The sequence below is a fragment of the Micromonospora sp. NPDC049060 genome (genome assembly GCF_040649055.1).
GTDB lineage: Bacteria > Actinomycetota > Actinomycetes > Mycobacteriales > Micromonosporaceae > Micromonospora > Micromonospora reichwaldensis.
Window position 1 is genome coordinate 34,659 of record NZ_JBEZEV010000014.1, and the last position, 25,978, is coordinate 60,636.

Genomic DNA, 25,978 nt, shown 5'->3' on the forward strand with positions numbered 1-25,978 from the left:
ACCGGTAAGGATGAGGAGGATAGGTGCGGCTTACGGCGGGGGAGAGCGTGGCGAGCAGGACAAGTCGGGACGTGCTGGTGCGGGGGCTGGCCGTCCTCGGGCGGGCGATCCGGGAGCAGCCGCGCATCTTCGCGGTCGCGGTGAGCGGCAGCGTGCTCTTCGGCGCCATGACCGTGGCCAGCGCCTACGTGGTGGGTGCCGTGGTCGGCGACGTGGTGGTGCCGGCGATCGAGCGTGGTGAGGTCGGGGTCGGCGGGCTGGCCCTGGCGGCCGTCGCGCTGTTCGGCATCAGCGTGCTGCGGGTGGCCGGCATCTTCGGCCGCCGGCTCGGCGCGGGTTACATGCAGTACCGCCTCCAGGCCGCCTACCGGCGCCGGGTCACCCGCCGCTACCTGGAGCTGCCGCTGTCGTGGCACCACCGCAACGCCACCGGCACGCTGCTGTCCAATGCCAACTCCGACGTCGAGGCCGCCTGGTACCCGATCGCCCCGCTGCCGTTCGCGGTCGGCACCCTGGTGATGCTGGTCGGCGCGGTGGCGTCGCTCTTCGCCACCGACTGGGCGCTGGCCCTGGTCGGCGTCGCGGTCTTCCCGGCGCTCTTCGCGCTCAACGTCGCCTACTCCCGCCGGATGGCCCCCCGCCAGGCCCGGGCCCAGCGGCTGCGCGCCGAGGTCAGCGGCATCGCGCACGAGAGCTTCGACGGCGCCCTGGTCGTCAAGACGATGGGCCGGGAGGCACAGGAGACCGACCGGTTCGCCGCCCGCGCGGGCGAGCTGCGCGACTCGCTGGTGGCGGTCGGGCGGCTGCGCGGCGTCTTCGACCCGCTGCTGGAGGCGCTGCCCAGCCTCGGCACACTCGCCGTGCTGGTGGTCGGCGCGATCCGGCTGCAGCAGGGCGCGATCAGCGTCGCCGAGCTGATCAGCGTCGCCTTCCTCTTCACGGTGCTGGCGTTCCCCGTCCGGGCCATCGGCTGGGTGCTGGCCGAGCTGCCGCGCAGCGTCGCCGGCTGGGACCGGGTCCGCCGGGTGCTCGACGCGACTGGCGAGATGACGTACGGCGACACGACGCTCGACGTGACGGACCCCCGCCCGGCCACCCTCGCGTTCGCGGGCGTCCGGTTCGGCTACGAGCCCGCCGAGGCGCACCTGCCCGGCACCGAGGTGCTCGGCGAGGTCTCCTTCACCGTGCCCGCCGGGAAGACCGTCGCCCTGGTCGGGCCGACCGGCTCCGGCAAGTCGACGATCGCCGCGCTGGCCGTGCGGCTGGTCGACCCGCTGGCCGGCACGGTGTGCGTGGACGGGGTGGACGTCCGCCGGCTCACCGCCGCCTCGCTGGCGGGCACCGCCGCGCTGGTCGCCCAGGTGCCGTTCGTCTTCGACGACACGGTGCGGGCCAACGTGACCCTGGATCGGCCGGGCATCGGCGACGACGACGTCTGGGCCGCGCTGCGGCTGGCCGAGGCGGACGGCTTCGTCGCGGCCCTGCCCGACGGTCTCGACACGAAGGTCGGCGAGCGGGGCACCTCGCTCTCCGGCGGCCAGCGGCAGCGGCTCACCCTGGCCCGCGCGCTCGCCGGCCGGCCCCGCCTGCTGGTCCTCGACGACGCGACCAGCGCCGTCGACCCGCGGGTGGAGGCGGCCATCCTGGCGGGGCTGCGCTCCTCGGCGGGGCAGGCCGGGGCGCCGGCCGCGTCGATCCTGGTGGTCGCCTACCGGCGGGCCACCATCGCGCTGGCCGACGAGGTGGTCTACCTGGAACAGGGCCGGGTGCTCGCCCGCGGCCCGCACGCCGAGCTGCTGGCCACGGTGCCTGGCTACGCCGACCTGGTCACCGCCTACGAGCAGGCCGAGGTCGACCACGCGAAGGACGAGACGTACGACGAGGTCGCCCCGCTGACGTCGGGCCTGGAAGTCGAGGTGGACCGGTGAGCGCGAGGAGTGCAGCGCAGCGGAGCCCCGCAGTCGCGAACGAAAGGCCAGCACTGGTGAGCGCGAGGAGTGCAGCGCAGCGGAGCCCCGCAGTCGCGAACGAAAGGCCAGCACCGGTGAGCGCGAGGAGTGCAGCGCAGCGGAGCCCCGCAGTCGCGAACGAAAGGCAAGACCGGTGACCACTGCCACGGACACGCGGAAGGCCGAGGCCGAGGCCGCCGACGTTCCGGAGACGACCGAGACGACGTGGCAGACGCTGCGCCGCGGTCTGGCGCTCTCCCCGGAGCTGCGGGTCGGTCTGGCCGGCACGCTCGGCCTGGCACTGGTCTACATGGTCGGCCGGGCGGCCGTCCCGGTGGCGGTGCAGCAAGGCATCGACAACGGCATCGTCGGCGGCCTGGACCTGGGCGTGGTCTGGACGGTGGTCGCCGCCACCGCCGCGGTGCTGGTGGTGACCACGATCTGCGGCTACCTGATGATGCGCCGGCTCTTCACGGTCAGCGAAACCGCGCTGGCCAACGTGCGGATCCGGGCGTTCCGGCACGTGCACGACCTGTCGATGCTGCACCAGCAGTCGGAGCGGCGCGGTTCGCTGGTCTCCCGGGTGACCAGCGACGTCGACCAGATCACCCAGTTCCTCCAGTGGGGCGGCGTGATCCTGGTGATCAACCTCGGTCAGCTGGCGGTCACCACGCTTGTCATGTTCGCGTACTCCTGGCAGCTGACCCTGGTGGTCTTCGCCGCCTTCCTGCCCGCCGTGTTCGTGATCCGGCGGCTCCAGCGCCGCCTCGCCGGGGCGTACGGGGTGGTCCGGCAGCGGACGGGCACGCTGCTCGGCGCGATCGGGGAGAGCGTGGTCGGCGCGCCGGTGATCCGGGCCTACGGGATCGCCGGCCGGACGGCCCGCCGGCTCGACGAGGCGATCGACGGCCAGCGCCGGGCCCAGCAGCGGGCGATCAGGATCAGCATCATGGGCAGCTCGGTCGGGGAGCTGGCGGCCGGCCTGGCGCTGGCCGGCGTGGTGGTGCTGGGGGTGACCCTCGGCGCCGACCGCACCCTGAGCATCGGCGAGGTGACCGCCTTCCTCTTCCTGGTCACGCTCTTCATCCAGCCGGTGCAGATCGCCACCGAGGTGCTCAACGAGGCGCAGAACGCGATCGCGGGCTGGCGCCGGGTGCTGGACGTGCTGGACATCGAGCCCGACGTCGCCGACCCGGGCGAGCAGGGCCGCGAGCTGCCGTCCGGCCCGCTGGACATCCGCTTCGCGGGGGTGCGCTTCGCGTACCCCGGGGGTCCGCCCGTGCTGCACGACGTCAGCCTGGAGATCCCGGCGAAGAGCCGGGTGGCGGTGGTGGGCGAGACCGGCAGCGGCAAGACCACCTTCGCCAAGCTGCTCACCCGCCTGATGGACCCGACCGCCGGCCAGGTGCTGCTCTCGGGCGTGCCGCTGGAGCGGGTCCGCTTCGGCTCGCTGCGCTCGCGGGTGGTGATGGTGCCGCAGGACGGCTTCCTCTTCGACGCCACCGTGGCGGAGAACGTCCGCTTCGCCCGCCCGGAGTTGACCGACGCGCAGCTCTCGGCGGCGTTCACCGAGCTGGGGCTGGCGGACTGGCTGGACGGGCTCCCGTCGGGCCTGCACACGTCGGTGGGGGAGCGCGGCGAGGCGCTGAGCGTGGGGGAGCGGCAGCTGGTGGCGCTGGCCCGCGCGTACGTGGCCGACCCGGACCTGCTGGTGCTGGACGAGGCGACCAGCGCGGTCGACCCGGCCACGGAGGTGCGGCTGCAACGCACCCTGGACGCGGTGACCCGGGGGCGCACCACCCTCGCGATCGCTCACCGGCTCTCCACGGCGCAGGCCGCCGACGAGGTGATCGTGGTGGACAAGGGCCGGATCGTGCAGCGCGGTCCGCACGACGAGCTGGTCCGCGACCCGGAGTCGATCTACGGCCTGCTCTACGCCTCCTGGCTGGAGCAGACCCGTTGAGCAGACCCGCTGAGCCGACCCGCTGAGCCGACCCGCTGAGCCGACCCGGCGCGGGCGTCGGCCCGTGTGGCGCGCGGCCCGGCGGCGTGCCGGGCCGCGCGGTGGTCAGCGGGAGTAGAACTCCACCACCAGCTGCTCGTCGCAGATCACCGGCACCTCGTGCCGGGCGGGCTCGCGTAGCAACGTGGTCCGCAGCTCGGCCAGCTCCACCGACAGGTACGGCTGGCCGGGTCCCTCGGTGGCGTTGGCGCCCGCGGCGGCGAGCTGGAACGGCAGGGTCGTGCGGCTGCGTTCGCGGACGGCCACCACCTGGCCCGGACGCAGCCGGTACGACGGCCGGTCGACCTTGCGCCCGTCGACGGTGAAGTGGCCGTGCGCGACGAGCTGCCGGGCCTGGTAGATGCTGCGGGTCAGGCCGGCCCGGTGCACCACCGCGTCGAGGCGTCGCTCCAGGAGCGCGACCAGGCTCTCGCCGGTCTTGCCCGCGCTCCGGGCGGCCTCGTCGAAGGCGCGCCGTAGCTGGGTCTCGCTGACGTTGTACTGGTGGCGCAGGCGCTGCTTCTCCAGCAGTCGCACCTGGTAGTCCGAGGTCTTGCGGCGCTGCCGGCCGTGCACCCCGGGCGGGAAGGGGCGCCGCTCGAAGTACCGCACGCACTTGCGGGTGAGGGGGATGCCGAGGGCGCGGGAGAGGCGGGCCTTGGGCCTGGGTTGGTTCACGCTGGACGTCTCCGATCCGGTGCTCTAGTCTCCGAGTTAGGTAAGGCTAACCTACGAAGGAGTCGTTCATGCGGCCCAGCCCGGCGGAGATCGTCCGCACCCTCGTCGCGGGCCGGCTGCCCGGCATCGCCCACGTCGCGCACCGGCCCGGCCCGCACCAGGTCCGGCACGTGACCGACCCGGACGGCCGGGTGCTGCTGCTCGTGCCGGTCGTCAGCGACCTCGCCGCCGCGCTGCGCCCCGCCGACGGCGACTCCGAGGTCGCGCTGGTGCTGGACGTGCTGGACCTGCCGCCCGCCGCCGGCGCGCCGAGCCTCGGCCGGGCCTGGGTCTCCGGCTGGGCGGCCCGGCTGGACGGCGACGAGGAGCGCCGCGCCGCGCTGGACTTCGCGGCCGTGGAGCCGGCCGGCGACCTGCTCGACGTCGGCACCCGGTTCCGGCTGCACCGCTTCGAGGTGGTCGAGGCCCGCTGGGAACGCGGCGACACCGTCCGCCGCATCGACCCTGAGGCGTACGCCGAGGCGGAGCCCGACCCGCTGCACGCCGTCGAGGCCGAGCTTCTGGCCGACCTCGCCGACCACCACGCCGCCGAGGTGGCCGGGTACCTGCGCCGCCAGCTCGGCCTCGCCGACGGCGGCGGCGACACCGCGCCCCGGGTGGTCCGGATCGACAGGTACGGCCTGCTGGTCGTCCACGGCCGACCCGGCGCCCGCCGGCGCGTCCGGCTGGCGTTCCCGCGTCCGCTGGACTGCCAGGCGGAGCTGACCCGGCTCCTGCATCCGCTGGTCTGCCGGCACGCCCCGTCCCGGCACGCCGACCACGCCTGACCGGGTGCCGCCGCCCGGGCCGTCCGGTCAGCCGGCGAAGACCTCGGCGAGGTCGCCCGTCAGGTAGCGCTGCACGGTGGGGCCGACCGCCGCGACGAGGGTCTCCGGGGCGGCCGAGGCGACCGGTTCCAGCCGGACCACGTGCCGCATCATGGCCAGCCCGATCAGCTGGCTGGCCACCAGCGAGCCGCGCAGCGGCAGCTCGGCGGGGTCGACGTCGAGCTGGTCGAGGATCCTGCGCAGCACCTGGGTGACCAGGAACTCCCGCAGCAGCCGGGCGGTCCACTCGTTGCTCACCGCCGAGCGCAGCAGGGCCACGCCGGCGGTGCCGGCCGGGGAGTCCCAGACGCCGAGGAAGGCGCGCACCAGCCGCTCCCCGAGGCCCGCGCGGTCGCCCGCGAGCACCCTCGGCAGCAGCTCGGCCGGGTCGACCGGCGCGTGCATCGCGGCCAGGAAGAGCCGGTCCTTGCTGCCGAAGTAGTGGTGCACCAGCGCCGGGTCCACCTGCGCGGCGGCGGCGACGGCCCGGATCGAGGCCCCGTCGAAGCCCCGCTCGGCGAAGGCGGCGCGGGCCGCGTCGAGGATGGCCTGCCGGGTGTCCGGGTTGCCGGGTCGTCGTCCGGTCCGCCGCGCCATCGTCGCCCTTCGCTCCACAGTCGTCCCGCCGCCGGCCGCGTCGCGCCCCGCCGGTCGGGGCGGCGGCTCAGCCGCTGCGTCGCCGGAGGGTGGCCGCGGCGAGCACCAGCGCCAGCGCCGCCGCGCCGGCGACCACCGCCACGTCCCGCCACATCGTGCCGGTCGGCTCCGCGTGGGCGCCGACCTCCTGGAGCGCCTCGACGGCGTACGACAGGGGCAGCACGTCGCTGACCGCCTGCAACCAGCCCGCCATCTCGCCCCGGGGCACGAAGAGCCCGCAGAGCAGCAACTGGGGCACGACCACGACCGGCATGAACTGTACGGCCTGGAACTCGGTGCGGGCGAAGGCGCTGCAGAACAGCCCGAGCGCGACGGCGAGCACGGCGTTCAGCGCGGCGACCAGCACCACCAGCCCGCTGTGCCCGGCGGTGTCCAGCCCGAAGACGCCGTACGCGACCACGGACGCGACGACCGCCTGGAGCACCGCGGCCAGCCCGAACGCGATGCCGTAGCCGAAGAGCAGGTCGAGCTTGCCCAGCGGCGTGGTGAGCAGCCGCTCCAGCGTGCCCGTGGTGCGCTCGCGCAGCATCGCGATGCTGGTCACCAGGAACATGATTACGAAGGGGAAGAAGCCGAGCATCACCAGGGCGACCCGGTCGAAGGTCGACGGCTGCCCCGGCGGGGCGGGCTGGTCGACGTACATGGCGTGGACCAGGGCGAGCAGCACCGACGGGACCACCAGCAGCAGCGCCACGGTGCGCCGGTCGTGCCGCAGTTGGCGCAGGATGCGGCCGGTGGTGGCGGCCAGGATCCGGGGGTTCACGACGCGTCCCGTCCGGCGGCGCCCGCCCTGATCAACCGCAGGAACGCCTCGTCTAGGTCGTCGGTGCCGGCGGCGGCGCGGACCGCGTCGGGGGTGTCGTCGGCGATCAGCCGCCCCTCGCGGATCAGCAGCAGCCGGTCGCAGCGGGCCGCCTCGTCCATGACGTGGCTGGAGACCAGCAGGGTGGTGCCGGCGGCGGCCATGGCGTGGAACCGGGCCCACAGGTCGGCCCGCAGCACCGGGTCCTGGCCGACGGTCGGTTCGTCGAGGACGAGCAGTTCGGGCTCCCCGACCAGGGCGCAGGCCAGCGACGCCCGGCTGCGCTGCCCGCCGGAGAGGGTGCCGACCAGTTGGCCGGCGGCCGACCCGAGCCCGACCTCGGCGACCGCCCGGTCGGCTTCGGCCCGTCCCCGGCCGTGCAGGGCGGCGAAGTAGCGCGCGTTCTCGCGCACCGTCAGGTCGGCGTAGACGCTGGGCGCCTGGGTGAGGTAGCCGACGCGGCGGCGCAGCTCCGGCGACCCGGCGGGGCGCCCCAGCACGGTCACCGAGCCGGCGCCGAGCACCTGCACGCCGACCACCGCCCGCAGCAGCGTGGTCTTGCCGCTGCCGCTCGGGCCGAGCAGCCCGGTGACCGAACCGCGCGGCACGTCCGCGCTGATGCCGTGCAGCACCCGCCGTCCGCCCCGCTCGACGACCAGGTCGCGTACGGCGATCGCCTCGTCCACCGGCGCCTCCCGGGGAAACTCATCATCCGTTGAACTCGACGCTAACGGAGACCCCCGCCGGGCCGCAACGATCGACCCGCGCGGGACCCCGGTGCGGCGGGGAGATGGGTCGGGCATTAGCCTTCGGACCCGGACAGCGGGTCCGCCAACGGGCATCAGGCGCGGCATCGGGCATTGCGCCCTGATCGGACGTACGGCACGATGGCGCCGTGGGTCACGCTGCGTCACCGGACGAGAGGTTCCTCGGCGAATGGGCGGCCCGGTTGCTGGCCGGAGCCGAGCAGCCCGTGGTGGGCATCATGCTGCGCGGCAGCCACGCCCGGCGGGCCGCCACCGCGCACAGCGACGTCGACGTCGACGTGCTGCTCGACGGCGCCCCGTACGCCGCCCGCCGGGCGTTCCTGGCCGAGCACGGTGGCCGGCTGACCCACGTATCGGTGGCCGCCCGCGACGTGAACTCCTGGCTGACCCGCCTCGGCGAGCCCGCCGACTGGGCGTTCGGGCTGCCGGTGACGGCGCCGGCCCGGCTGCTCTGGGCGGACCCGCACTGGCGGCCCCGGATCGACCTGCCGGTGCTCTGCCATCCCGCCGGCGAGCCGCAGCTGGAGGAGCTGATCGCGACGCTCGGTAAGGTGGCCGGCGCGCGGGACGCCGACGACCACCTCGGCGTCCGGCTGGCCGCCGCCGATCTGGCCCGGCTCTGCCCGTCCGTGCTGCGGCTGGCCAACCCCACGGTCCGGGTGACGTCCCGGCGGGCGGCCTTCTCCGCCGCCCTGGACCTGCCGGTGGCGCCCCCGCACTACCGGGAGGACCTGCTGCTCTGCCTCGGCCTGCGGCCCGGCTCCGTCGGCCAGCTCTGCGCCGCCGCGGCCCGCCTCGTCACCGGCGTCCTGCCGCTGGTCCGCCCGTACGCCGCCGAGGTCGCGCGGGCCGCTGGCGCGGACCTGGCCGACGCCCTGACCGACGGCCGGCTGGACCGCTACGTCGACCAGCTCACCCGGCCCGCCCACCGGCCGCCGCGGCCCCGGCGGGAGCCGTCACCCGTGCCCGCCCCGCGTGCGGGACAATGGGTCACTGTGCCCGTACCTGACGCGCCCGTGACCGGCGCCCACCCCAGTCCGCAGGAGCCCGCGGCCGACGGCGCGGTCCGTCCGTCCCGGCTCGACCCGGCCATCGCCGCCCGACTGCGCCGCACCCCCGACGGCCTGGTGGCCGCCGTGGTCCGCCAGCACGACTCGGGTGAGGTGCTGATGGTCGCCTGGATGGACGACGAGGCGCTGCACCGCACCCTGACCACCGGCCGGGCCACCTACTGGTCGCGCAGCCGCCGGGAGTACTGGGTCAAGGGCGCCACCTCCGGGCACCACCAGTACGTCCGCGCGGTGTCCCTGGACTGCGACGGCGACGCGCTGCTGGTCGACGTCGACCAGGTCGGCGCGGCCTGCCACACGGGGCACCGCACCTGCTTCTTCACCGAGCTGCCGGTCGGCGGGGACGGGGCGGGTGCCCGGTGAGCGCGCAACGCGTCACGCCCGGCGGCTCCCGCACCGACGGCGCGGTCAGCCCCGACCCGGCCACCTTCGCCGAGCTGGCGGCCCGCTGGCGGGTCGTGCCGGTCACCCGCCGGCTGCTCGCCGACGCGGAGACCCCCGTCGGCGTCTACCGCAAGCTCGCCGGCGGCCCGGGGACGTTCCTGCTGGAGTCGGCCGAGCAGGGCGTCGGCTCGGCCGGCCTGGCCTGGTCGCGCTACTCGTTCATCGGCGTACGCAGCAGCGCCACGCTGACCGAGCGGGACGGTGCCGCGGTGTGGACGGGCCACCCACCGGCCGGCCTGCCCACCTCCGGTGACCCGGTCCGGGTGCTGCGCGAGACCGTCGAGGCGCTCGCCGGCCCGGCGTTCGACGCGGCCAGCGGCATGCCCCCGCTGACCGGTGGCATGGTCGGCTACCTCGGCTACGAGCTGATCCGGCGCTTCGAGCGGCTGCCCGAGCTGACCGAGGACGACCTGGGCGTGCCCGAGCTGGGCATGATGCTCGCCACCGACCTGGTGGTCCTCGACCACTACGACGGCTCGGCGATCCTCGTCGCCAACGCGATCCTGCCGCCGCTGGCCGAGCCGGACTCCGACGCCCAGGTCACGGCGGCCTACCACCACGCGGTCGGGCGGCTCGACGCGATGACCACCGCGCTGTCCCGGCCGATCCCGCCGATGGTCTCGACCGTCGGGCGGCCCCCGGCGGGCGAGGTGCGCAGCCGTACGCCCGAGGGCGGCTACCCGAAGGCCGTCGAGGCGGCCAAGGAGGCGATCCGGGCCGGCGAGTGCTTCCAGATCGTGCTGGCCCAGCGGTTCGAGCGGGACACGCACGCCGACCCGCTGGACGTCTACCGCGTGCTGCGCACGACGAACCCCAGCCCGTACATGTACCTGCTGCGCTTCGACGGCTTCGACATCGTCGGGTCCTCGCCGGAGGCGCACCTGAAGGTGACAAGCGACGCCGAGGGGCGGCAGCGGGCGCTACTGCACCCGATCGCCGGCACCCGGCCGCGCGGCGGCACCCCCGAGGCCGACGCCCGCCTCGCCGCGGAGCTGCTCGCGGACCCGAAGGAGCGCGCCGAGCACGTGATGCTTGTCGACCTGGGGCGCAACGACCTGGGCCGGGTCTGCCGCCCGGGCACGGTGGAGGTGCCGGAGTTCGCCACCATCGAGCGCTACAGCCACGTCATGCACATCGTCTCGACCGTGGTCGGCACGCTGCGCGAGGACCGTACGGCTTTCGACGCGCTGGCCGCGACCTTCCCCGCCGGCACCCTCTCCGGGGCGCCCAAGGTGCGGGCCATGGAGATCATCGAGGAGCTGGAACCGGTCCGGCGCGGCATCTACGGCGGCACCGTGGGCTACTTCGGCTTCGGCGGCGACCTGGACATGGCGATCGCGATCCGCACCGCGCTGATGCGCGACGGCAGGGCGTACGTGCAGGCCGGGGCGGGGGTGGTGGCCGACTCCGACCCGGCCGCCGAGGACCAGGAGACCCGGAACAAGGCCGCCGCCGTGCTCGCCGCCATCGCCGCCGCCGAGACCCTCCGGCCCGCCCGATGACGGCCGCCGAGCCGCGCGGGCGGGAGCCGGGGACGACTCCGGCCGCCGACGCCGGGGGCGCGCCGCCCGGCACGCTCCGGCGCGAGCTGACGTACGCCGTGCTGCTCTGCGTGACCGGCGCGGGCCTGGCGCTGTGGGCGTCGACCCGCACCTGGGCGGTCGAGTTGACCGCCCGGCCCACCCCGCTGCCGCCGGTACGCGACGCCCGCACGGGCGCCGGCCTGCTGCCCTGGCTGCCGGCACTGGCCCTGGTCGGGCTGGCCGGCGGCGGGGCCGTGCTCGCCACCCGGGGACGGGCGCGGCGGCTGCTGGGTGGGCTGCTGTGCGTGCTCGGCGCGGCCGTGGCGGCCGGCGGCGGCTACGGCCTGGTCGCGGCGTTCGACGGCGAGGTCGCCCGGCAGTGGCCGGCGCTCTGCCTGCTCGGCGGGGTGCTCGCCACGGCGGGCGGGCTGCTGACGGCGCTGCGGGGGCGGCACTGGCCGGCGATGGGCGCCCGCTACGAGCGGCGGCCTGCGGGCGATGCCGCGCCGGCCGCCCGCGGCGAGGGCGACCGGGTCACCGGCCGGCACACCACCGAGGCGTGGGACGCGCTGGACCGGGGCGAGGACCCGACGGTCAGCTGACCGGCTGGCGCTCGCGGGCGGCGGCCCGGGCCGCCGCCAGCTCCGCCACCAGGCGGTCCAGCTCGGCCCGCTGCTCGGCCCGGGCCCGGTCGGCGCAGACCGCCTCCCAGGCGTTGCCCCGCGCGGTCCGCATGCGGGCCTCGCCCACCACGGCGCGCTCGAGGGTGTGGACCACGCCGACGGCGAGCGATGCGACCGTGCGCGAGACGGTCGTCAGTCCGATGGGCTGGTGCGGCTCGACAGTGCTCATGATCACCCCGCGAGGATCGTTGGTGACGGTGGGGCAGGCGCGTCATCGAGTCTGCCCGAGGACGATGCTGGCTGGTTCACGTTTCGCCGTGGTGACCGACACGTCAACACTGCTCGCAGGGCCGCCACCAGGCAAAGGGCCGTTCGACCTTGAGGTAGGTCACACCATCGACCGGCGTCCGCGGCGGGCGCCGGACCGGGCGGCCGGCCGCGCCCTCAGATAGGATCACGTCGATGACCCGGGGGGCGGAGGCGGGAATGGTCGGGTGTCGTTCGTCGTGGGGTGCGGTCGCCCTGCGTGACATCCCGTTCACCGGAGGTCGGCCATTATGCCCCAGCCCATCTCGTGAGGCACGCCATACCCCCGGCGGCCGTCGCCAGGTGGCGCCCCCTAGCATCGGCCCATGACACCCGGAGAGGGGAGTCCGTTGGTGACTGCTGAGCATGCGCACGCGGAGGGGGACGACGCCGGTACGGCAGCGTCCGTAGGCGTGCTCGACGAGATCCTGGCCGGCGTGCGCGAGGACGTCGCCCGGCGCCAGGAGCAGGTTCCGCTGGAGCGGATCCGCGAACTGGCCGCCGCCGCGCCGCCGCCGCTCGACGCGTACGCGGCCCTGCGTAAGCCGGGCGTCGCGGTGATCGCCGAGGTGAAGCGCTCGTCGCCGTCCAAGGGGCGGCTGGCCGAGATCGCCGACCCGGCCGACCTGGCCGGCGACTACGCCGCCGGCGGGGCGCGGGCGATCAGCGTGCTGACCGAGGGCCGCTGGTTCGGTGGCTCGCTCGACGACCTGGCCGCCGTCCGCGCCGCCGTCCGCATCCCGGTGCTGCGCAAGGACTTCGTCGTCTCCAGCTACCAGGTGCACGAGGCCCGCGCGCACGGTGCCGACCTGGTGCTGCTGATCGTCGCCGCGCTGGAGCAGAACGCCCTCGTCGGCCTGCTGGAGCGGATCGAGTCGCTGGGCATGACCGCGTTGGTCGAGGTCCACGACGAGGAGGAGGCCGACCGCGCCCTGGAGGCCGGCGCCCAGGTCATCGGGGTCAACGCCCGCAACCTGCGTACCCTGGAGGTCGACCGCTCGGTGTTCGAGCGGATCGCGCCCGGCCTGCCCAGCAGCGTCGTCAAGATCGCGGAGTCGGGGGTGCGCGGCCCGCACGACCTCATCCGGTACGCCTCGGCGGGCGCCGACGCGGTCCTGGTCGGCGAGGGCCTGGTCACCCAGAAGAGCCCCCGCGAGGCGGTGGCCGAGCTGGTCAACGCCGGCAACCACCCGGCCACGCCCCGCCCGGTGCGCTGACCCCGCGCCGGTCCGTCAGCACCGAGAGGACGATCGATCCCGTGAGCGAGCGGAGCGAGCGAATCTTCAGGCTCAGCGCGAAGGTGCCTCATGGCGGCACGGAGCGAAGCGGAGTGCCGGCATGAGTGCCGACGTGACGGCCGCCGCGGCCGGTCCGCTGCCCGACCCCGCCGGTCACTTCGGCCGGTTCGGCGGCCGGTTCGTGCCGGAGGCGCTGGTCGCGGCACTCGACGAGCTGGACGCGGCGCACCGCGCGGCGATGGCCGACGAGTCGTTCCGGGCCGAGTTCGGCGCCCTGCTGCGCGACTACGCCGGCACCCCCTCGCTGCTCTACGCGGCGGAGCGGTTCTCCGCCAAGCTGGGCGCGCGGGTGCTGCTCAAGCGGGAGGACCTCAACCACACGGGGGCGCACAAGGTGCGCAACGTGCTCGGCCAGGCCCTGCTGACCAGGCGGATGGGCAAGCGCCGGGTGATCGCGGAGACCGGTGCCGGCCAGCACGGCGTCGCCACCGCCACCGCCGCCGCCCTGTTCGACCTCGACTGCGTGGTCTACATGGGGCAGGTCGACACCGAGCGGCAGGCGCTCAACGTGGCCCGGATGCGGATGCTCGGCGCCACCGTCGTCCCCGTCACCAACGGCTCGCGCACCCTCAAGGACGCGATGAACGAGGCGATGCGCGACTGGGTCGCCAACGTCGACGACACCCACTACCTGATCGGCACCGCCGCCGGGCCGCACCCCTTCCCGGCGATGGTCCGCGACTTCGTCCGGGGCATCGGCGACGAGGCGCGCCAGCAGTGCCTCGATCTCACCGGCGCGCTGCCGGACGCCGTCACCGCCTGCGTCGGCGGCGGCTCCAACGCGTTGGGCATCTTCCACGCCTTCGTCGGCGACCCCGACGTGCGGCTCTACGGCTTCGAGGCCGGCGGCGACGGGGTGGAGACCGGCCGGCACGCGGCCAGCATCACCGGCGGGTCCGCCGGGGTGCTGCACGGCACCCGGACGTACGTGCTCCAGGACGCCGACGGGCAGACGTGCGAGTCGCACTCGATCTCCGCCGGGCTGGACTACCCGGGCGTCGGGCCGGAGCACGCCTGGCTGCACGACAGCGGCCGGGCGACGTACCTGCCGGTCACCGACGAGGAGGCGATGGCGGCGTTCGAGCTGCTCTGCCGCACGGAGGGCATCATCCCGGCGATCGAGAGCGCGCACGCGCTCGCCGGCACCCTCAAGATCGCGCCGAAGCTCACCGCCGAGCTGGGCCGGGAGCCGACGATCGTGGTCAACCTCTCCGGGCGGGGCGACAAGGACGTGCACACCGCCGGCGACTACTTCGGCATCCTCGACAAGGAGCAGTGAGAACGTGAGCCGGATCGGGGTGGCCTTCGACAAGGCCCGCGCCGACGGGCGGGCCGTGCTGGTCGGCTGCATGCCGGCCGGCTTCCCGACCGTCGAGGGCAGCATCGCCGCGATGACCGCGATGGTCGAGGCCGGCGTCGACGTCATCGAAGTGGAGATCCCGTACTCCGATCCGGTGATGGACGGCCCGGTGATCCAGAAGGCCAGCGACATCGCCCTCGCCGGCGGCGTACGCACCCGCGACACGCTGCGCGTCATCGAGGCCGTCGCGGCCACCGGGGCGCCCGTGGTCACCATGACCTACTGGAACCCGGTCGAGCGCTACGGCGTCGACGCCTTCGCCCGGGACCTCGCCTCGGCCGGGGGCACCGGGCTGGTCACCCCGGACCTGATCCCGGAGGAGGCCGGCGAGTGGCTCGCCGCCTCGGACGCGTACGGGCTGGACCGCACCTTCCTGGTCTCGCCGTCCTCGACCGACGCGCGGCTGGCGATGACCGTCGAGCACTGCCGGGGCTTCGTCTACGCCACCGCGATCATGGGTGTCACCGGCGCCCGGGCGAAGACCTCCGACGCCGCCCCGATCCTGGTCTCCCGCACGCGGGAGGTCACCGACCTGCCGGTCGGCGTCGGGCTGGGCGTCGGCACGGGCGCGCAGGCCGGCACGGTCGCCGGGTACGCCGACGGCGTCATCGTCGGCAGCGCGCTGATCCGCTGCCTGCTCGACGCGCCCGACGAGGCGTCCGGGCTGGCCGCCCTGCGCGCGCTGAGCGCGGAACTCGCCGAGGGCGTCCGCAACCCCACCCGCTGACTCCGACCGTCCCCTGCCGCCCTCCCGGCCCGCCCGGGTCAGTGGCGCGGTGCCGGGCCTCCCGGCCCGCCCGGGGTCCGTGGCGCGGTGGGCCTCCCCGCCCGCCCCGGTCAGTGGTGCGTGCCCGGCCTTCCGGCCCGCACCGGTCAGTGGTGCGGTGCCCGGTCGGCCGGCGGGGTGCTCCGCTGCCCCGGTGGGTGGCCCGCCGTCGGCGCCGGGACGGCCGGGGCGGTGTCACGCAGCACGCCGGAGCGGCCCGCCAGGGCGTCGGTGAGCGCTGCCCGGGTGGTCGGGGTGAGCGCCTCGGGCAGCGCCGAGGGGTGGTGCCAGGACAACCGGCAGCCGCCCGCCGGGTCGCCGGCCGGCCCCGACCCCCAGGTACGCGCCCGGAAGACGTGCACCAGGACGTCGGGCAGCGGCCCGGCGCGTCCGGCCGCCGGGGCCGTACCGACCTGCGCCGCCGGCGCCGCCCCGTGCCGCCCGGCAAGGTGGTAGAGGCCGACCAGGTCGACGACCTCGACCTCCCACCCCGTCTCGGCCCGGATGTCGCGCGTGACCGCGTGCACGGGGCTCTCGGCCGGGCGCAGCCGCCCACCGGGCAGCCCGTGGCGCTCGCCCCGGCCCTGCCGGCACAGCAGCACCCGGCCGGCGTCGTCGGTGACGACCGCGGCGACCGCCCAGGTGAGCGCGCTCATGGACAAAGAGCCTACGGCGGCGCAAACCAGAAGTCACCGGGACCGGCGGACGGTGGACCGGGGTGCCACCGGAGGGGGCCACGGCGGTAGCGTGTGCACCCGTGACTCTCGCCTCGCTGACTCCCCAGGCGGCCCTGCCCAGCCCCAGCACCGCCGTCTGGCAGCTCGGACCGGTGCCGATCCGGGCGTACGCGCTGTGCATCATCGTCGGCATCGTGGTGGCCTGCTGGGTCACCGAGCGGCGGCTGCGCCAGCGCGGCGTCGCCCCCGGTGCGGTCCTCGACATCGCGGTCTGGGCGGTGCCGGCCGGCATCGTCGGCGCCCGCATCTACCACGTGATCACCTCCCCGGAGAAGTACTTCGGCACCGGCGGCGAGCCGATGAAGGCGTTCGCCATCTGGGAGGGCGGTCTCGGCATCTGGGGCGCGGTGGCCGGCGGGGCCGTCGGCGCGTGGTTCGCGGCCCGGCAGCTCGGCATCCCGTTCGGGGTGGTCGCCGACGCGCTGGCCCCCGGCCTGCCGCTGGCCCAGGCGATCGGCAGGCTCGGCAACTGGTTCAACAACGAGCTCTACGGCGGCCGGACCACCCTGCCCTGGGGTCTGGAGATCCACCGGATGGACCCGGACAACCCGGGCCACGCGCTGCGCGACGACGCAGGCAAGCCGATCCTCGAACCGGGCCTCTACCACCCGACGTTCGCCTACGAGCTGCTGTGGAACGTCGGCGTGGCCGCGCTCGTCCTCGTCCTCGACCGCAAGCTGCGCCTCGGCCGGGGACGGGCGTTCGCGCTCTACGTCATGGGCTACACGGCCGGGCGGTTCTGGATCGAGCTGATGCGCACCGACGAGGCGAACACCATCCTCGGCGTACGCCTGAACGTCTGGACCGCCGGCCTGGTCTTCCTCGGTGCCCTCGCCTACTTCGTGCGGGTGCGCGGCCCCCGGGAGTACGTCATCCCCATCGGCGCCGCCGCGACCGGGGAGCCGGCCGTCGGCTCCGACGTGTCCCAGGTCGACCTGTCCGCGCAGGAGGCCGGCGCCCGGCCGGCGGCCCCGCAGGGCTACCGGGTGGTGAGCGAGGAGCAGTACCGGCACTGGCAGGAGACCGGCGAGACGCCGGCCCAGCCGGACGCCGGGGCCCCGTCCGACGGGCCGTCGAGCGCGCCGGCCGGTGCGGCGGACACCGACGACGACCTGCCCGCCAAGTCGACCGCCGCCGGGGACGACGGCGCGCCCGCCGGGGAGACCCCGCAGGACCGGGCCGGGGCCACGGGCGCCCGGCCCGCCGAGCGCGACAGCTGAGGAGGAGCACCCGATGCGTAGCGCGGTCGTGGTCGGCGCCGGGATCGGCGGCCTCGCGGTCGCCGGCGCGCTGGCCCGCTCCGGCTGGCGGGTCACCCTGCTGGAGCGTGCCGACCGCGTCCGCCCCGAGCCGACCGCCGTGGCGCTCTGGCCCAACGGCGTACGCGCGCTGCGCGCCCTGGGCCTCGGCGCCGGCCTGGAGGCGATCGCCACGGGGCTGCCCGACGGCGGGGTGCGCCGCCCGGACGGGCACTGGCTGGTGCAGCCCCGCCCCACGCCGGCCGACCGGATGCCGGTGGTGGTGCACCGGGAGGACCTGCACGACGCGCTCATCGCCGGCCTGGGCGACGAGGTCGAGCTGCGCACCGGGGTGACCGTGCGGACGGTCCGCGCCGTCTCCGGGGAGCGCCCCTCGGTCGGCGACGGCCGGCACACCATCGAGGCCGACCTGGTCGTCGCCGCCGACGGCACGGACAGCGCGCTGCGCCGGCAACTCGCCCCCGAGTCCGGCGTGGTCAGCTCCGGCTGCGCCGCCTGGCGGGCGGTGATCCCCTGGTACCGGGCCCCGAAGCTGCCCGCCGACCGGCCCGTTGGCGGCGAGGTGCTCGGTGCCGGCTACCGCTTCGTGTCGGCCTCGCTCGGCGAGCGCGGCTCCTCCGGCGGCTCCAGCCGGGGCGGCATCTACTGGGTCGCCACCGCCGTCGGCGCACCCCGCCCGGAGCCGCCGGAGACCCAGCTCGCCCTGCTCCGCCGCTGGTACGCGGGCTGGCCCGCGCCGATCGCCGACCTGCTCGACGCCACCGACCCGGCGGACCTGGTGCAGCAGGAGATCCGGGAGCTGCGGCCGCTGCCGAGGTCGTACGGCTTCCCGACCGGCCCGGGCGGGGTGGTGCTGCTCGGCGACGCCGCCCACGCCATGCCGCCGCACCTCGGCCAGGGCGCCTGCCTCGCCTTCGAGGACGCCGCCACCCTCGCCTCGCTGCTGCGCGAGTCCCGCCTGCCCGACGCGGTGGTCGCGTACGACCGGGTGCGCCGGCCCCGGGCGGCGACGGTGGTCCGGCAGACCCGCCGGATGTCGGCGGTGCTGAAGGCCCGGGGCCCCCTGGCGCTGCGCGCCCGCGACGTAGCCCTGGGCGCCCTGAGCCCTCGCCTCCTCTCCACGGCGGCCACCACGGCCGCCCAGTGGCGCCCCCCGACCTGACCCGTCGGGCCGATGTGCCGCCCCGAGCGCTCGGTCAGGGGGTGACCGGGGCGGGTTCGGCGATGCAGGCGGTGCCGATGCGGCGGAAGCCGACGCGCAGGTAGACCCGGGCGATGTCCTCGCTGCCCGCGGAGAGGAAGACCAGGTCGGTGCCGGCGGCCAGCAGCTCGCGGGCCAGCGTGGCGGTGACCGCCGCGCCCAGGCCACGGCGGCGGACGGCCGGCAGGGTGGCCACGCCGGCGATCTCGGCGACGTCGCCGACCCGCATCGCGATCCCGCTGGCCAGCGCGCCCTCGGTGGGCGTCTCCGCCAGCACGGACAGCCGCCGGCCGTCTGCGACGCGGGTGCGCTCCTCGTCGAGCGCCGCCTCGTCCAGCTCGGCCATCGCGGCGTCCCGCTGGGCGGGCCCGGCCTCGCCGGGTGCGGTGCCGGCCGCGGAGAACCCGACGGCGGCGACCGCTCCCCGCGCCGCCAGGTCCGCCGCGAAGTCGGGCGCCGCCGCGTCGAGCATCCGCAGCGGTACGTCCGTGAGGGTGCCCGGGTCGGGCAGGGCGGCCGGGTCGAGCACCATCAGCGGTGCCTCCAGCACCGCCAGCCCCGCCGAGCGGGCCACGGCCAGCAGGTCGGGGGTGGTCTCGTGCACCCATTCGAGGGCCTCGGGCAGGCCGAGTTCGCGCTGCCGTTCGCGTACGGCCGTGATGTCCGCCAGCGACGGCGCACCGGTGGCGTCGAGTCGGGGCCGGGCGTAGAACGGCCAGCCGGCGCCTTCCCTGACGAACAGTACGAGCGGGCCGTACTCCTCCGTACGCGCCGCGTCCCGGGGCACGGCGTCGTAGAAGCGCTCCAACCGGCCGAACAGGTCCCTGTCAAGAAAATCCACCGCGCGAGACTACACGTCCCAGATTCTGGAAGGTGTGATCAATCTGCACTGGCCTTGCGCGGCGGACCCTAACGTAGACTCAATAGACCCTTGAGGGCCGACGTCGTCCCGATCGAGATCCACCCTGAGCGACGACAGGAGGCCCGGTGGCCTTTCCGTACCCTCACAGCAGCCCGAAGCAGGCCCCGCACCTCGGCCCGGGAGCGCCCGCGGCCGGGCTCTACGATCCCGCGCAGGAGCACGACGCCTGCGGTGTGGCCTTCGTGGCGGACCTGCACGGGCGGCGCTCGCACGCGGTCGTGGTCAACGGCCTCGACGCGCTCTGCCGGCTGGACCACCGGGGAGCCCGAGGCGCGGAACCGAACACCGGCGACGGCGCGGGCATCATGATCCAGATCCCGGACGCGTTCCTGCGCGCGGTGGTGGACTTCCCCCTGCCGCCCGCCGGCGAGTACGCCACCGGCCTGGTCTTCCTTCCCGACGACGACGCCGCCGAGGCCCGCGCGCGCCGCGTGGTGGAGAAGTACGCGCTGGTCGAGGGGGCCGACGTGCTCGGCTGGCGGGACGTGCCGGTCGACCCGGGCGGCCTCGGCGAGACCGCCCTCGCGGCGATGCCCCGGGTGCGGCAGCTCTTCCTCGCCGCGCGCCGGCTCACGGGCTCGGCGGCCGGGCCGGCCGGGTCGCCGCTGGGCGGCGTCGAGCTGGAGCGGGTCGCGTTCTGCGTGCGCAAGCAGGCCGAGCGGGAGAGCGCCGAGCGGGGCGTGCCGGCCTACTTCCCGTCGCTGTCCGGGCGGACCATGGTGTTCAAGGGCATGCTCACCCCCGACCAGCTCCCGGCGTTCTATCCGGAGCTGGCCGACGCGCGGGTGGAGAGCGCGATCGCGCTTGTGCACTCCCGGTTCTCCACCAACACGTTCCCGTCCTGGCCGCTGGCGCACCCGTACCGGCTCATCGCGCACAACGGCGAGATCAACACGATCCGGGGCAACCGCAACTGGATGCAGGCCCGCGAGGCGCTGCTGCGTACCCCGAATTTGCCGGGCAACATCCGCCGGGTCTTCCCGGTCTGCACCCCCGCCGCCTCCGACTCGGCGAACTTCGACGAGGTCCTCGAACTGCTGCACCTGGCCGGACGGAGCCTGCCGCACGCGGTGCTGATGATGATCCCGGAGGCGTGGGAGAACGATCCCGACATGGCCGCCGACAAGCGCGCCTTCTACCGCTTCCACGCGAGCCTGATGGAGCCGTGGGACGGGCCGGCCTCGGTCGCCTTCACCGACGGCGAGGTCGTCGGCGCCGTGCTGGACCGCAACGGGCTGCGCCCGGGGCGCTGGTGGCGTACGGACGACGGGCTCGTGGTGCTCGGCAGCGAGGCGGGCGTGCTCGACCTCGACCCGGCCCGGGTGGTCGCCAAGGGCCGCCTCCAGCCGGGCAAGATGTTCCTGGTCGACACCGTCGCCGGCCGGATCGTGCACGACGAGGAGATCAAGGCGGAGCTGGCGGCCGAGCAGCCGTACGCCGACTGGCTGCACGCCGGCCTGATCGAGCTGACCGACCTGCCCCCGCGCCGGCACACCGTCTACACCCACGACTCCGTACGCCGCCGCCAGCAGACCTTCGGCTACACCGAGGAGGAGCTGAAGATCCTGCTCGCGCCGATGGCGCGCACGGGCGCCGAGCCGCTCGGCTCGATGGGCACCGACACCCCGATCGCCCCGCTCTCCACCCGGCCGCGGCTGCTCTACGACTACTTCCACCAGCTCTTCGCGCAGGTCACCAACCCGCCGCTGGACGCCATCCGCGAGGAGCTGGTGACCAGCCTGGCGTCCACCATCGGGCCGGAGGGCAACCTGCTCGACCCGGGCCCGGCGAGCTGCCGGCAGATCGTGCTGCCCTACCCGGTGATCGACAACGACGAGCTGGCGAAGATCCTCTCCATCGACGAGGACGGCGACCTGCCCGGCTTCAAGGCGGTCCGGGTCTCCGGGCTCTACCGGGTCCGGGAGGGCGGCGCCGGGATCAAGGCCCGGCTGACGGAGATCTGCCGGCACGTCTCCGAGGCGATCGAGGACGGCGTACGCATCCTGGTGCTGTCGGACCGGGACTCCAACGCCGACCTCGCCCCCATCCCGTCGCTGCTGCTCACCGCCGCCGTGCATCAGCACCTCGTGCGCGAGCAGACCCGCACCCAGGTGGCGTTGATCGTCGAGTCCGGCGACTGCCGCGAGGTGCACCACGCGGCGGTGCTGATCGGCTACGGCGCGGCGGCGGTGAACCCGTACCTGGCGTTCGAGTCGGTGGAGGACATGATCTCCACCGGGGCGCTGGTCGGCACGGATCCGGCCAAGGCCGTGCGCAACTACGTCAAGGGCCTCGGCAAGGGCGTCCTGAAGATCATGTCCAAGATGGGCATCTCGACGGTGTCGTCGTACTGCGGGGCGCAGGTCTTCGAGGCCGTCGGGCTGGACGCCAAGCTGGTCCAGCGCTACTTCCGGGGCACCCCGAGCAAGATCGGCGGGATCGGGCTGGACGGCATCCACGCCGAGGTCGCCGCCCGGCACGCCGTGGCCTGGCCGGCGCCGGGCGCCGTGGCGTCCGACCGGCTGGAGGTCGGCGGCGAGTACCAGTGGCGCCGCGAGGGCGAGCTGCACCTGTTCAACCCGGAGACGGTCTTCCTGCTCCAGCACGCCACCCGCAGCCGCCAGTACGACGTCTTCCGCCAGTACACGGCCAAGGTCGACGAGCTGGCCGCGGCGGCCGGCTCGCTGCGCGGGCTGTTCACCCTGCGTACGGGCGTGCGGCCCCCGGTGCCGCTCGACGAGGTCGAGCCGGCCACCGAGATCGTCAAGCGGTTCGCCACCGGCGCCATGTCGTACGGGTCGATCTCGGCGGAGGCGCACGAGACCCTCGCCATCGCGATGAACCGCCTCGGCGGCAAGTCCAACACCGGCGAGGGCGGCGAGGACGTCGAGCGGCTGCACGACCCGGCCCGCCGCTCCGCCGTGAAGCAGATCGCCAGCGGCCGGTTCGGGGTGACAAGCGAATACCTGGTCAACGCCGACGACCTCCAGATCAAGATGGCGCAGGGCGCCAAGCCGGGCGAGGGCGGGCAGCTGCCCGGCAACAAGGTCTGGCCGTGGATCGCCCGCACCCGGCACGCCACCCCCGGCGTCGGCCTGATCTCCCCGCCGCCGCACCACGACATCTACTCCATCGAGGACCTCGCGCAGCTCGTCCACGACCTGAAGTGCGTCAACCCGTCCGCCCGGGTGCACGTCAAGCTGGTCAGCGAGGTCGGCGTCGGCACCGTCGCGGCGGGCGTGGCGAAGCTCAAGGCCGACGTCATCCTGATCTCCGGCCACGACGGCGGCACCGGCGCGTCCCCGCTGAACTCGCTCAAGCACGCCGGCACCCCGTGGGAGCTGGGGCTGGCCGAGGCGCAGCAGACGCTGCTGCTCAACAAGCTGCGCGACCGGGTCACCGTGCAGGTCGACGGCCAGCTCAAGACCGGCCGCGACGTGCTGGTCGCGGCGCTGCTCGGCGCCGAGGAGTTCGGCTTCGCCACCGCGCCGCTGATCGTCGAGGGCTGCGTGATGATGCGCGTCTGCCACCTCGACACCTGCCCGGTCGGCATCGCCACCCAGAACCCGGTGCTGCGGGAACGCTTCACCGGCCGGCCGGAGTTCGTGGAGAACTTCTTCCTCTTCCTCGCCGAGGAGGTCCGCGGCTACCTGGCCGAGCTGGGCCTGCGGTCGATCGAGGAGGCCATCGGCCAGGCCGAGCTGCTCGACGTGGCCCCGGCGATCGCCCACTGGAAGGCCGGCGGGCTGGACCTGACCCCCGTGCTGCACCTGCCGGAGCTGCCGGCCGGGGCCGCGCGCCGGGGCGTACGGGCCCAGGACCACGGGCTGGAGCTGGCGCTGGACAACGAGCTGATCGCCCTGGCCGGGCCGGCGCTGGCCGACCGTACGCCGGTGCGGGTGGAGGTGGCGGTGCGCAACGAGCACCGCAGTGTCGGCGCGATGCTCGGCGGCGAGGTGACCCGCCGCTTCGGCGGGGCCGGCCTGCCCGCCGACACGATCGAGTTCACGCTGCGCGGCACCGCCGGCCAGTCGTTCGGCGCGTTCCTGCCGGGCGGGGTCACCCTCCGGCTGCACGGCGACGCCAACGACTACGTGGGCAAGGGCCTCTCCGGCGGCCGGCTCGTCGTGCGGCCGGACGCCGCCGCCCCCTTCCTCGACGGCGAGGCCGAGCCGGGGCAGCGGGCCGAGGACCAGACCATCGCCGGCAACACCATCCTCTACGGGGCCACCGCGGGCGAGCTGTTCCTGCGCGGCCGGGTGGGGGAGCGGTTCGCCGTACGCAACTCCGGTGCGGTGGCCGTCGTCGAGGGCGTCGGTGACCACGGCTGCGAGTACATGACCGGCGGGACCGTGGTGGTGCTGGGCCCGACCGGCCGCAACTTCGCCGCCGGCATGTCCGGCGGCATGGCCTTCGTGCACCGGCTGGACCGCCGCCGGGTCAACGCGGAGCTGGTCGACCTGGCGCCGCTGTCCGGGGAGGAGCAGGCGGTGCTGCACGAGCTGGTGCAGCGGCACTTCGCCGAGACCGACTCGGCGGTCGCCGAGGGGCTGCTCAAGCGCTGGCCGGAAGCGGTGGCGGAGTTCACCGCCGTGGTGCCCCGGGACTACCGCCGGGTGCTGGAGATCATGCGGGCCGCCGAAGCCGCCGGCCGCGACGTCGACGACGCGGTGATGAGCGCACTCGCGGTGAACGCCGCCCCAGCTGCGCAGTCGGCGCCCTCCGCTTCGTCTGTTCCGACCCTGCCCGCCCCGCGGGTGACGGTCCAGGAGGTGGCTCGTGCCTGACCCGAACGGTTTCCTGCGCTACGACCGGCGGCTGCCCGCGCGCCGCCCGGTGCCGGTGCGGATCAGCGACTGGCGCGAGGTGTACCCGCCGGCAGGCGAGGAGCTCATCCGCGAGCAGGCCACCCGCTGCATGGACTGCGGCATCCCGTTCTGCCACGACGGCTGCCCGCTGGGCAACCGCATCCCGGACTGGAACGACCTGGTCCGCACCGGCGCCTGGGACGCCGCTGTCGAGTCGCTGCACGCCACCAACAACTTCCCGGAGTTCACCGGCCGGCTCTGCCCGGCGCCCTGCGAGGCGGCCTGCGTGCTCGGCATCGGCGGCGGGCAGCCGGTCACCATCAAGCAGGTCGAGGTGGAGATCGCCGACGCGGCCGTCGCCCGGGGCGGCCTGCTGCCGCGCCCGGCACCGGCGCCGACCGGACGCTCGGTCGCCGTGGTCGGCTCCGGGCCCGCCGGCCTCGCCGCCGCGCAGCAGCTCGCCCGCGCCGGTCACGCCGTCACGGTGTACGAGCGCGACGACGCGATCGGCGGCCTGCTGCGGTACGGCATCCCCGACTTCAAGCTGGAGAAGGTCCACATCGACCGGCGCCTGGCCCAGCTCACCGCCGAGGGGGTGCGCTTCCGCACCGGGGTGAACGTCGGCGTCGACGTCACCGCCGAGCAGTTGCGCGCCGAGCACGACGCCGTGCTGCTCGCCTGCGGCGCGCTGCGGGGCCGGGACACCCCCGAGACGCCGGGGCGCGGGCTGCGCGGCGTACACCAGGCGATGGACCACCTCGTCGCGGCCAACCGGGTGGTCGCCGCGGCGGCGGGCGGCCGGCCCGACACGGCGGTGCTGCCCGACGGCGACCCGATCGACGCGGACGGCAAGCACATCGTGATCATCGGTGGCGGCGACACGGCGGCGGACTGCCTGGGCGTGGCGCACCGCCAGGGCGCGGCCGGCGTACACCAGTTGGACCTCTACCCGCAGCCGCCGCAGGCGCGCGACGAGGCCCGGGACCCGTGGCCCACGTGGCCGTGGCTGCTGCGCAGCTACCCGGCGCACGAGGAGGGCGGCGAGCGGGTCTTCGCCGTCGCGGTCCAGGAGTTCGTCGACGACGGCACCGGCCAGGTGCGGGCGGTGCGGATCGCCGAGGTGACCGTGGAGAAGCGCGACGGGCGGCGCATCGTCACGCCGGTGCCCGGCTCGGAGCGGGAGCTGCCGGCCGACCTGGTGTTGCTGGCGATCGGCTTCGAGGGCACCGAGGAGCAGCCGCTGCTCGACCAGCTCGGGGTTTCCCGCAACGCCCGTGGCGCGATCGACGCCCGGTCCGACTGGCAGACCGGCACCGACGGCGTCTTCGTCGCCGGCGACATGCACCGGGGCGCCTCGCTGATCGTCTGGGCAATCGCCGAGGGCCGGGCCGCGGCCGCCGCCATCCACGCCCACCTCGGCGGGACGGGCACCCTGCCGGCCCCGGTGGACCCGGCCCGCCAACCCCTGGCCGCGCGCTGACCGGCGATCCCGGCCCTGTCTGGGGTGGCCCTGTCCCAGGCGGGCCTGCCCGGACCGGTACCTGACACGTGGCTCGGGTCGACGCGTTCGACCCGAGCCACGTCTGCGCCTGGCGCCCGGCTGGCGTGCGCCATCCCGTTCGGGCGGCGGGCTCCGCCGGCGTCCGGGCCCTGTCGTTCGGAATTCGTCGGCGCTCGGTGCCCTGTCGGTCGTGTCGGCGCTGTCGAGCTGATGTCGTAAACGGATCGCAGGGCCTACCGGTACATCGTGCGCACCTCGAGTGGGCCAGCTCATCGATGGGGCACAGGGCGAGAACGTTGGGTCGGATCGCAGGGCCTACGCGCGTCCCGTGCCCAGCACCTGGCGGTCTGCGGTCTGACCGGCGGCCGGAGAGCCCTCCTCGCAGTCCTCGCCTATGCCGTCCTGGTTCCGGTCTTGGTTCCGGCTCCGTTCCGGTTCC

Annotated in this window: 20 protein-coding genes and 1 pseudogene; 14 read left to right on the top strand and 7 right to left on the bottom strand. The window is 75.1% G+C overall.

Annotation, left to right across the window (positions count from 1 at the left end):
• The first annotated feature begins 47 nt into the window (after nt 1-47).
• Entirely contained in the window at nt 48-1,928 is a 1,881-nt protein-coding gene (locus AB0B83_RS08920; protein WP_357577714.1) for an ABC transporter ATP-binding protein, read from the top strand.
• Nucleotides 1,929-2,184: 256 nt separating this feature from the next.
• Entirely contained in the window at nt 2,185-3,912 is a 1,728-nt protein-coding gene (locus tag AB0B83_RS08925; RefSeq protein WP_357577715.1) for an ABC transporter ATP-binding protein, read from the top strand.
• 105 nt (nt 3,913-4,017) lie between these two features.
• On the opposite strand, the gene rpsD is transcribed toward AB0B83_RS08925, so the two are convergent.
• A complete protein-coding gene (gene rpsD, locus AB0B83_RS08930) occupies nt 4,018-4,629 on the bottom strand; it encodes a 30S ribosomal protein S4 (protein ID WP_151454269.1) in 612 nt (203 codons plus the stop codon).
• A gap of 68 nt (nt 4,630-4,697) precedes the next feature.
• On the opposite strand from rpsD, the gene AB0B83_RS08935 reads away from it, so the two are divergent.
• Complete coding sequence (locus tag AB0B83_RS08935; RefSeq protein ID WP_357577672.1) at nt 4,698-5,456, top strand: DUF2470 domain-containing protein; 759 nt, start codon at nt 4,698-4,700, stop codon at nt 5,454-5,456.
• A 27-nt stretch (nt 5,457-5,483) separates the two neighbouring features.
• Here the strand turns inward: AB0B83_RS08935 and AB0B83_RS08940 are convergent, their stop codons facing one another.
• The 3 genes from AB0B83_RS08940 to AB0B83_RS08950 all read right to left on the bottom strand — a co-directional run bounded on the left by AB0B83_RS08940 (nt 5,484) and on the right by AB0B83_RS08950 (nt 7,640).
• Nucleotides 5,484-6,092 (bottom strand): TetR family transcriptional regulator, encoded by a 609-nt coding sequence (locus AB0B83_RS08940; protein ID WP_132236364.1) that lies wholly within the window; start codon nt 6,090-6,092, stop codon nt 5,484-5,486.
• A 67-nt stretch (nt 6,093-6,159) separates the two neighbouring features.
• Nucleotides 6,160-6,915 (bottom strand): ABC transporter permease, encoded by a 756-nt coding sequence (locus AB0B83_RS08945; RefSeq protein WP_357577673.1) that lies wholly within the window; start codon nt 6,913-6,915, stop codon nt 6,160-6,162.
• Nucleotides 6,912-7,640 carry an ABC transporter ATP-binding protein gene (locus AB0B83_RS08950; protein WP_357577674.1) on the bottom strand — a complete coding sequence of 243 codons (729 nt, stop codon included), beginning with the start codon at nt 7,638-7,640 and terminating at the stop codon, nt 6,912-6,914. Before AB0B83_RS08950 ends, AB0B83_RS08945 begins: the two co-directional genes overlap by 4 nt.
• Nucleotides 7,641-7,939: 299 nt before the next feature.
• Between AB0B83_RS08950 and AB0B83_RS08955 the strand changes: the two are divergent.
• From AB0B83_RS08955 to AB0B83_RS08970, 4 genes and pseudogenes are all read left to right on the top strand, one after another.
• Nucleotides 7,940-8,536: pseudogene (locus AB0B83_RS08955) on the top strand (phosphoribosyl-AMP cyclohydrolase); the annotation flags it as partial.
• A gap of 180 nt (nt 8,537-8,716) precedes the next feature.
• The gene (hisI, locus tag AB0B83_RS08960) at nt 8,717-9,154 is read left to right on the top strand and encodes a phosphoribosyl-AMP cyclohydrolase (protein ID WP_357577716.1); all 438 of its coding nucleotides are present in this window, start codon (nt 8,717-8,719) and stop codon (nt 9,152-9,154) included.
• The gene (locus tag AB0B83_RS08965; protein ID WP_357577675.1) at nt 9,151-10,737 is read left to right on the top strand and encodes an anthranilate synthase component I; all 1,587 of its coding nucleotides are present in this window, start codon (nt 9,151-9,153) and stop codon (nt 10,735-10,737) included. The genes hisI and AB0B83_RS08965 overlap by 4 nt, the downstream gene beginning before the upstream one ends.
• A complete protein-coding gene (locus AB0B83_RS08970; protein WP_357577676.1) occupies nt 10,734-11,360 on the top strand; it encodes a Trp biosynthesis-associated membrane protein in 627 nt (208 codons plus the stop codon). The genes AB0B83_RS08965 and AB0B83_RS08970 overlap by 4 nt, the downstream gene beginning before the upstream one ends.
• Here AB0B83_RS08970 and AB0B83_RS08975 read toward each other — a convergent pair.
• Nucleotides 11,353-11,610, bottom strand: a complete 258-nt coding sequence (locus AB0B83_RS08975) for a hypothetical protein (RefSeq protein WP_101415126.1) — start codon at nt 11,608-11,610, stop codon at nt 11,353-11,355. The two genes, AB0B83_RS08970 and AB0B83_RS08975, sit on opposite strands and share 8 nt — an antisense overlap.
• Nucleotides 11,611-12,100: 490 nt before the next feature.
• Between AB0B83_RS08975 and trpC the strand changes: the two genes are divergently transcribed.
• From trpC to trpA, 3 genes are all read left to right on the top strand, one after another.
• A complete protein-coding gene (gene trpC / locus AB0B83_RS08980; protein ID WP_192581374.1) occupies nt 12,101-12,904 on the top strand; it encodes an indole-3-glycerol phosphate synthase TrpC in 804 nt (267 codons plus the stop codon).
• Nucleotides 12,905-13,025: 121 nt separating this feature from the next.
• The gene (trpB, locus tag AB0B83_RS08985) at nt 13,026-14,264 is read left to right on the top strand and encodes a tryptophan synthase subunit beta (RefSeq protein ID WP_311411654.1); all 1,239 of its coding nucleotides are present in this window, start codon (nt 13,026-13,028) and stop codon (nt 14,262-14,264) included.
• 4 nt (nt 14,265-14,268) lie between these two features.
• Entirely contained in the window at nt 14,269-15,072 is an 804-nt protein-coding gene (gene trpA, locus AB0B83_RS08990; protein ID WP_132236378.1) for a tryptophan synthase subunit alpha, read from the top strand.
• Nucleotides 15,073-15,218: 146 nt separating this feature from the next.
• On the opposite strand, the gene AB0B83_RS08995 is transcribed toward trpA, so the two are convergent.
• Nucleotides 15,219-15,767 carry an NUDIX domain-containing protein gene (locus tag AB0B83_RS08995; RefSeq protein WP_357577677.1) on the bottom strand — a complete coding sequence of 183 codons (549 nt, stop codon included), beginning with the start codon at nt 15,765-15,767 and terminating at the stop codon, nt 15,219-15,221.
• Between the two features lie 101 nt (nt 15,768-15,868).
• Between AB0B83_RS08995 and lgt the strand changes: the two genes are divergently transcribed.
• Together lgt and AB0B83_RS09005 are read left to right on the top strand one after the other, a co-directional pair.
• A complete protein-coding gene (lgt, locus tag AB0B83_RS09000) occupies nt 15,869-17,068 on the top strand; it encodes a prolipoprotein diacylglyceryl transferase (protein WP_357577678.1) in 1,200 nt (399 codons plus the stop codon).
• A gap of 13 nt (nt 17,069-17,081) precedes the next feature.
• Nucleotides 17,082-18,269, top strand: coding sequence for an NAD(P)/FAD-dependent oxidoreductase (locus AB0B83_RS09005; RefSeq protein ID WP_151456314.1), 1,188 nt, complete (start codon nt 17,082-17,084; stop codon nt 18,267-18,269).
• 34 nt (nt 18,270-18,303) lie between these two features.
• On the opposite strand, the gene AB0B83_RS09010 is transcribed toward AB0B83_RS09005, so the two are convergent.
• Nucleotides 18,304-19,149 (bottom strand): GNAT family N-acetyltransferase, encoded by an 846-nt coding sequence (locus AB0B83_RS09010; RefSeq protein WP_357577679.1) that lies wholly within the window; start codon nt 19,147-19,149, stop codon nt 18,304-18,306.
• Between the two features lie 146 nt (nt 19,150-19,295).
• Between AB0B83_RS09010 and gltB the strand changes: the two genes are divergently transcribed.
• Together gltB and AB0B83_RS09020 are read left to right on the top strand one after the other, a co-directional pair.
• Nucleotides 19,296-24,017 carry a glutamate synthase large subunit gene (gltB, locus tag AB0B83_RS09015; protein ID WP_357577680.1) on the top strand — a complete coding sequence of 1,574 codons (4,722 nt, stop codon included), beginning with the start codon at nt 19,296-19,298 and terminating at the stop codon, nt 24,015-24,017.
• Nucleotides 24,010-25,518 (top strand): glutamate synthase subunit beta, encoded by a 1,509-nt coding sequence (locus AB0B83_RS09020; RefSeq protein WP_357577681.1) that lies wholly within the window; start codon nt 24,010-24,012, stop codon nt 25,516-25,518. Before gltB ends, AB0B83_RS09020 begins: the two co-directional genes overlap by 8 nt.
• Nucleotides 25,519-25,978 lie beyond the last annotated feature (460 nt).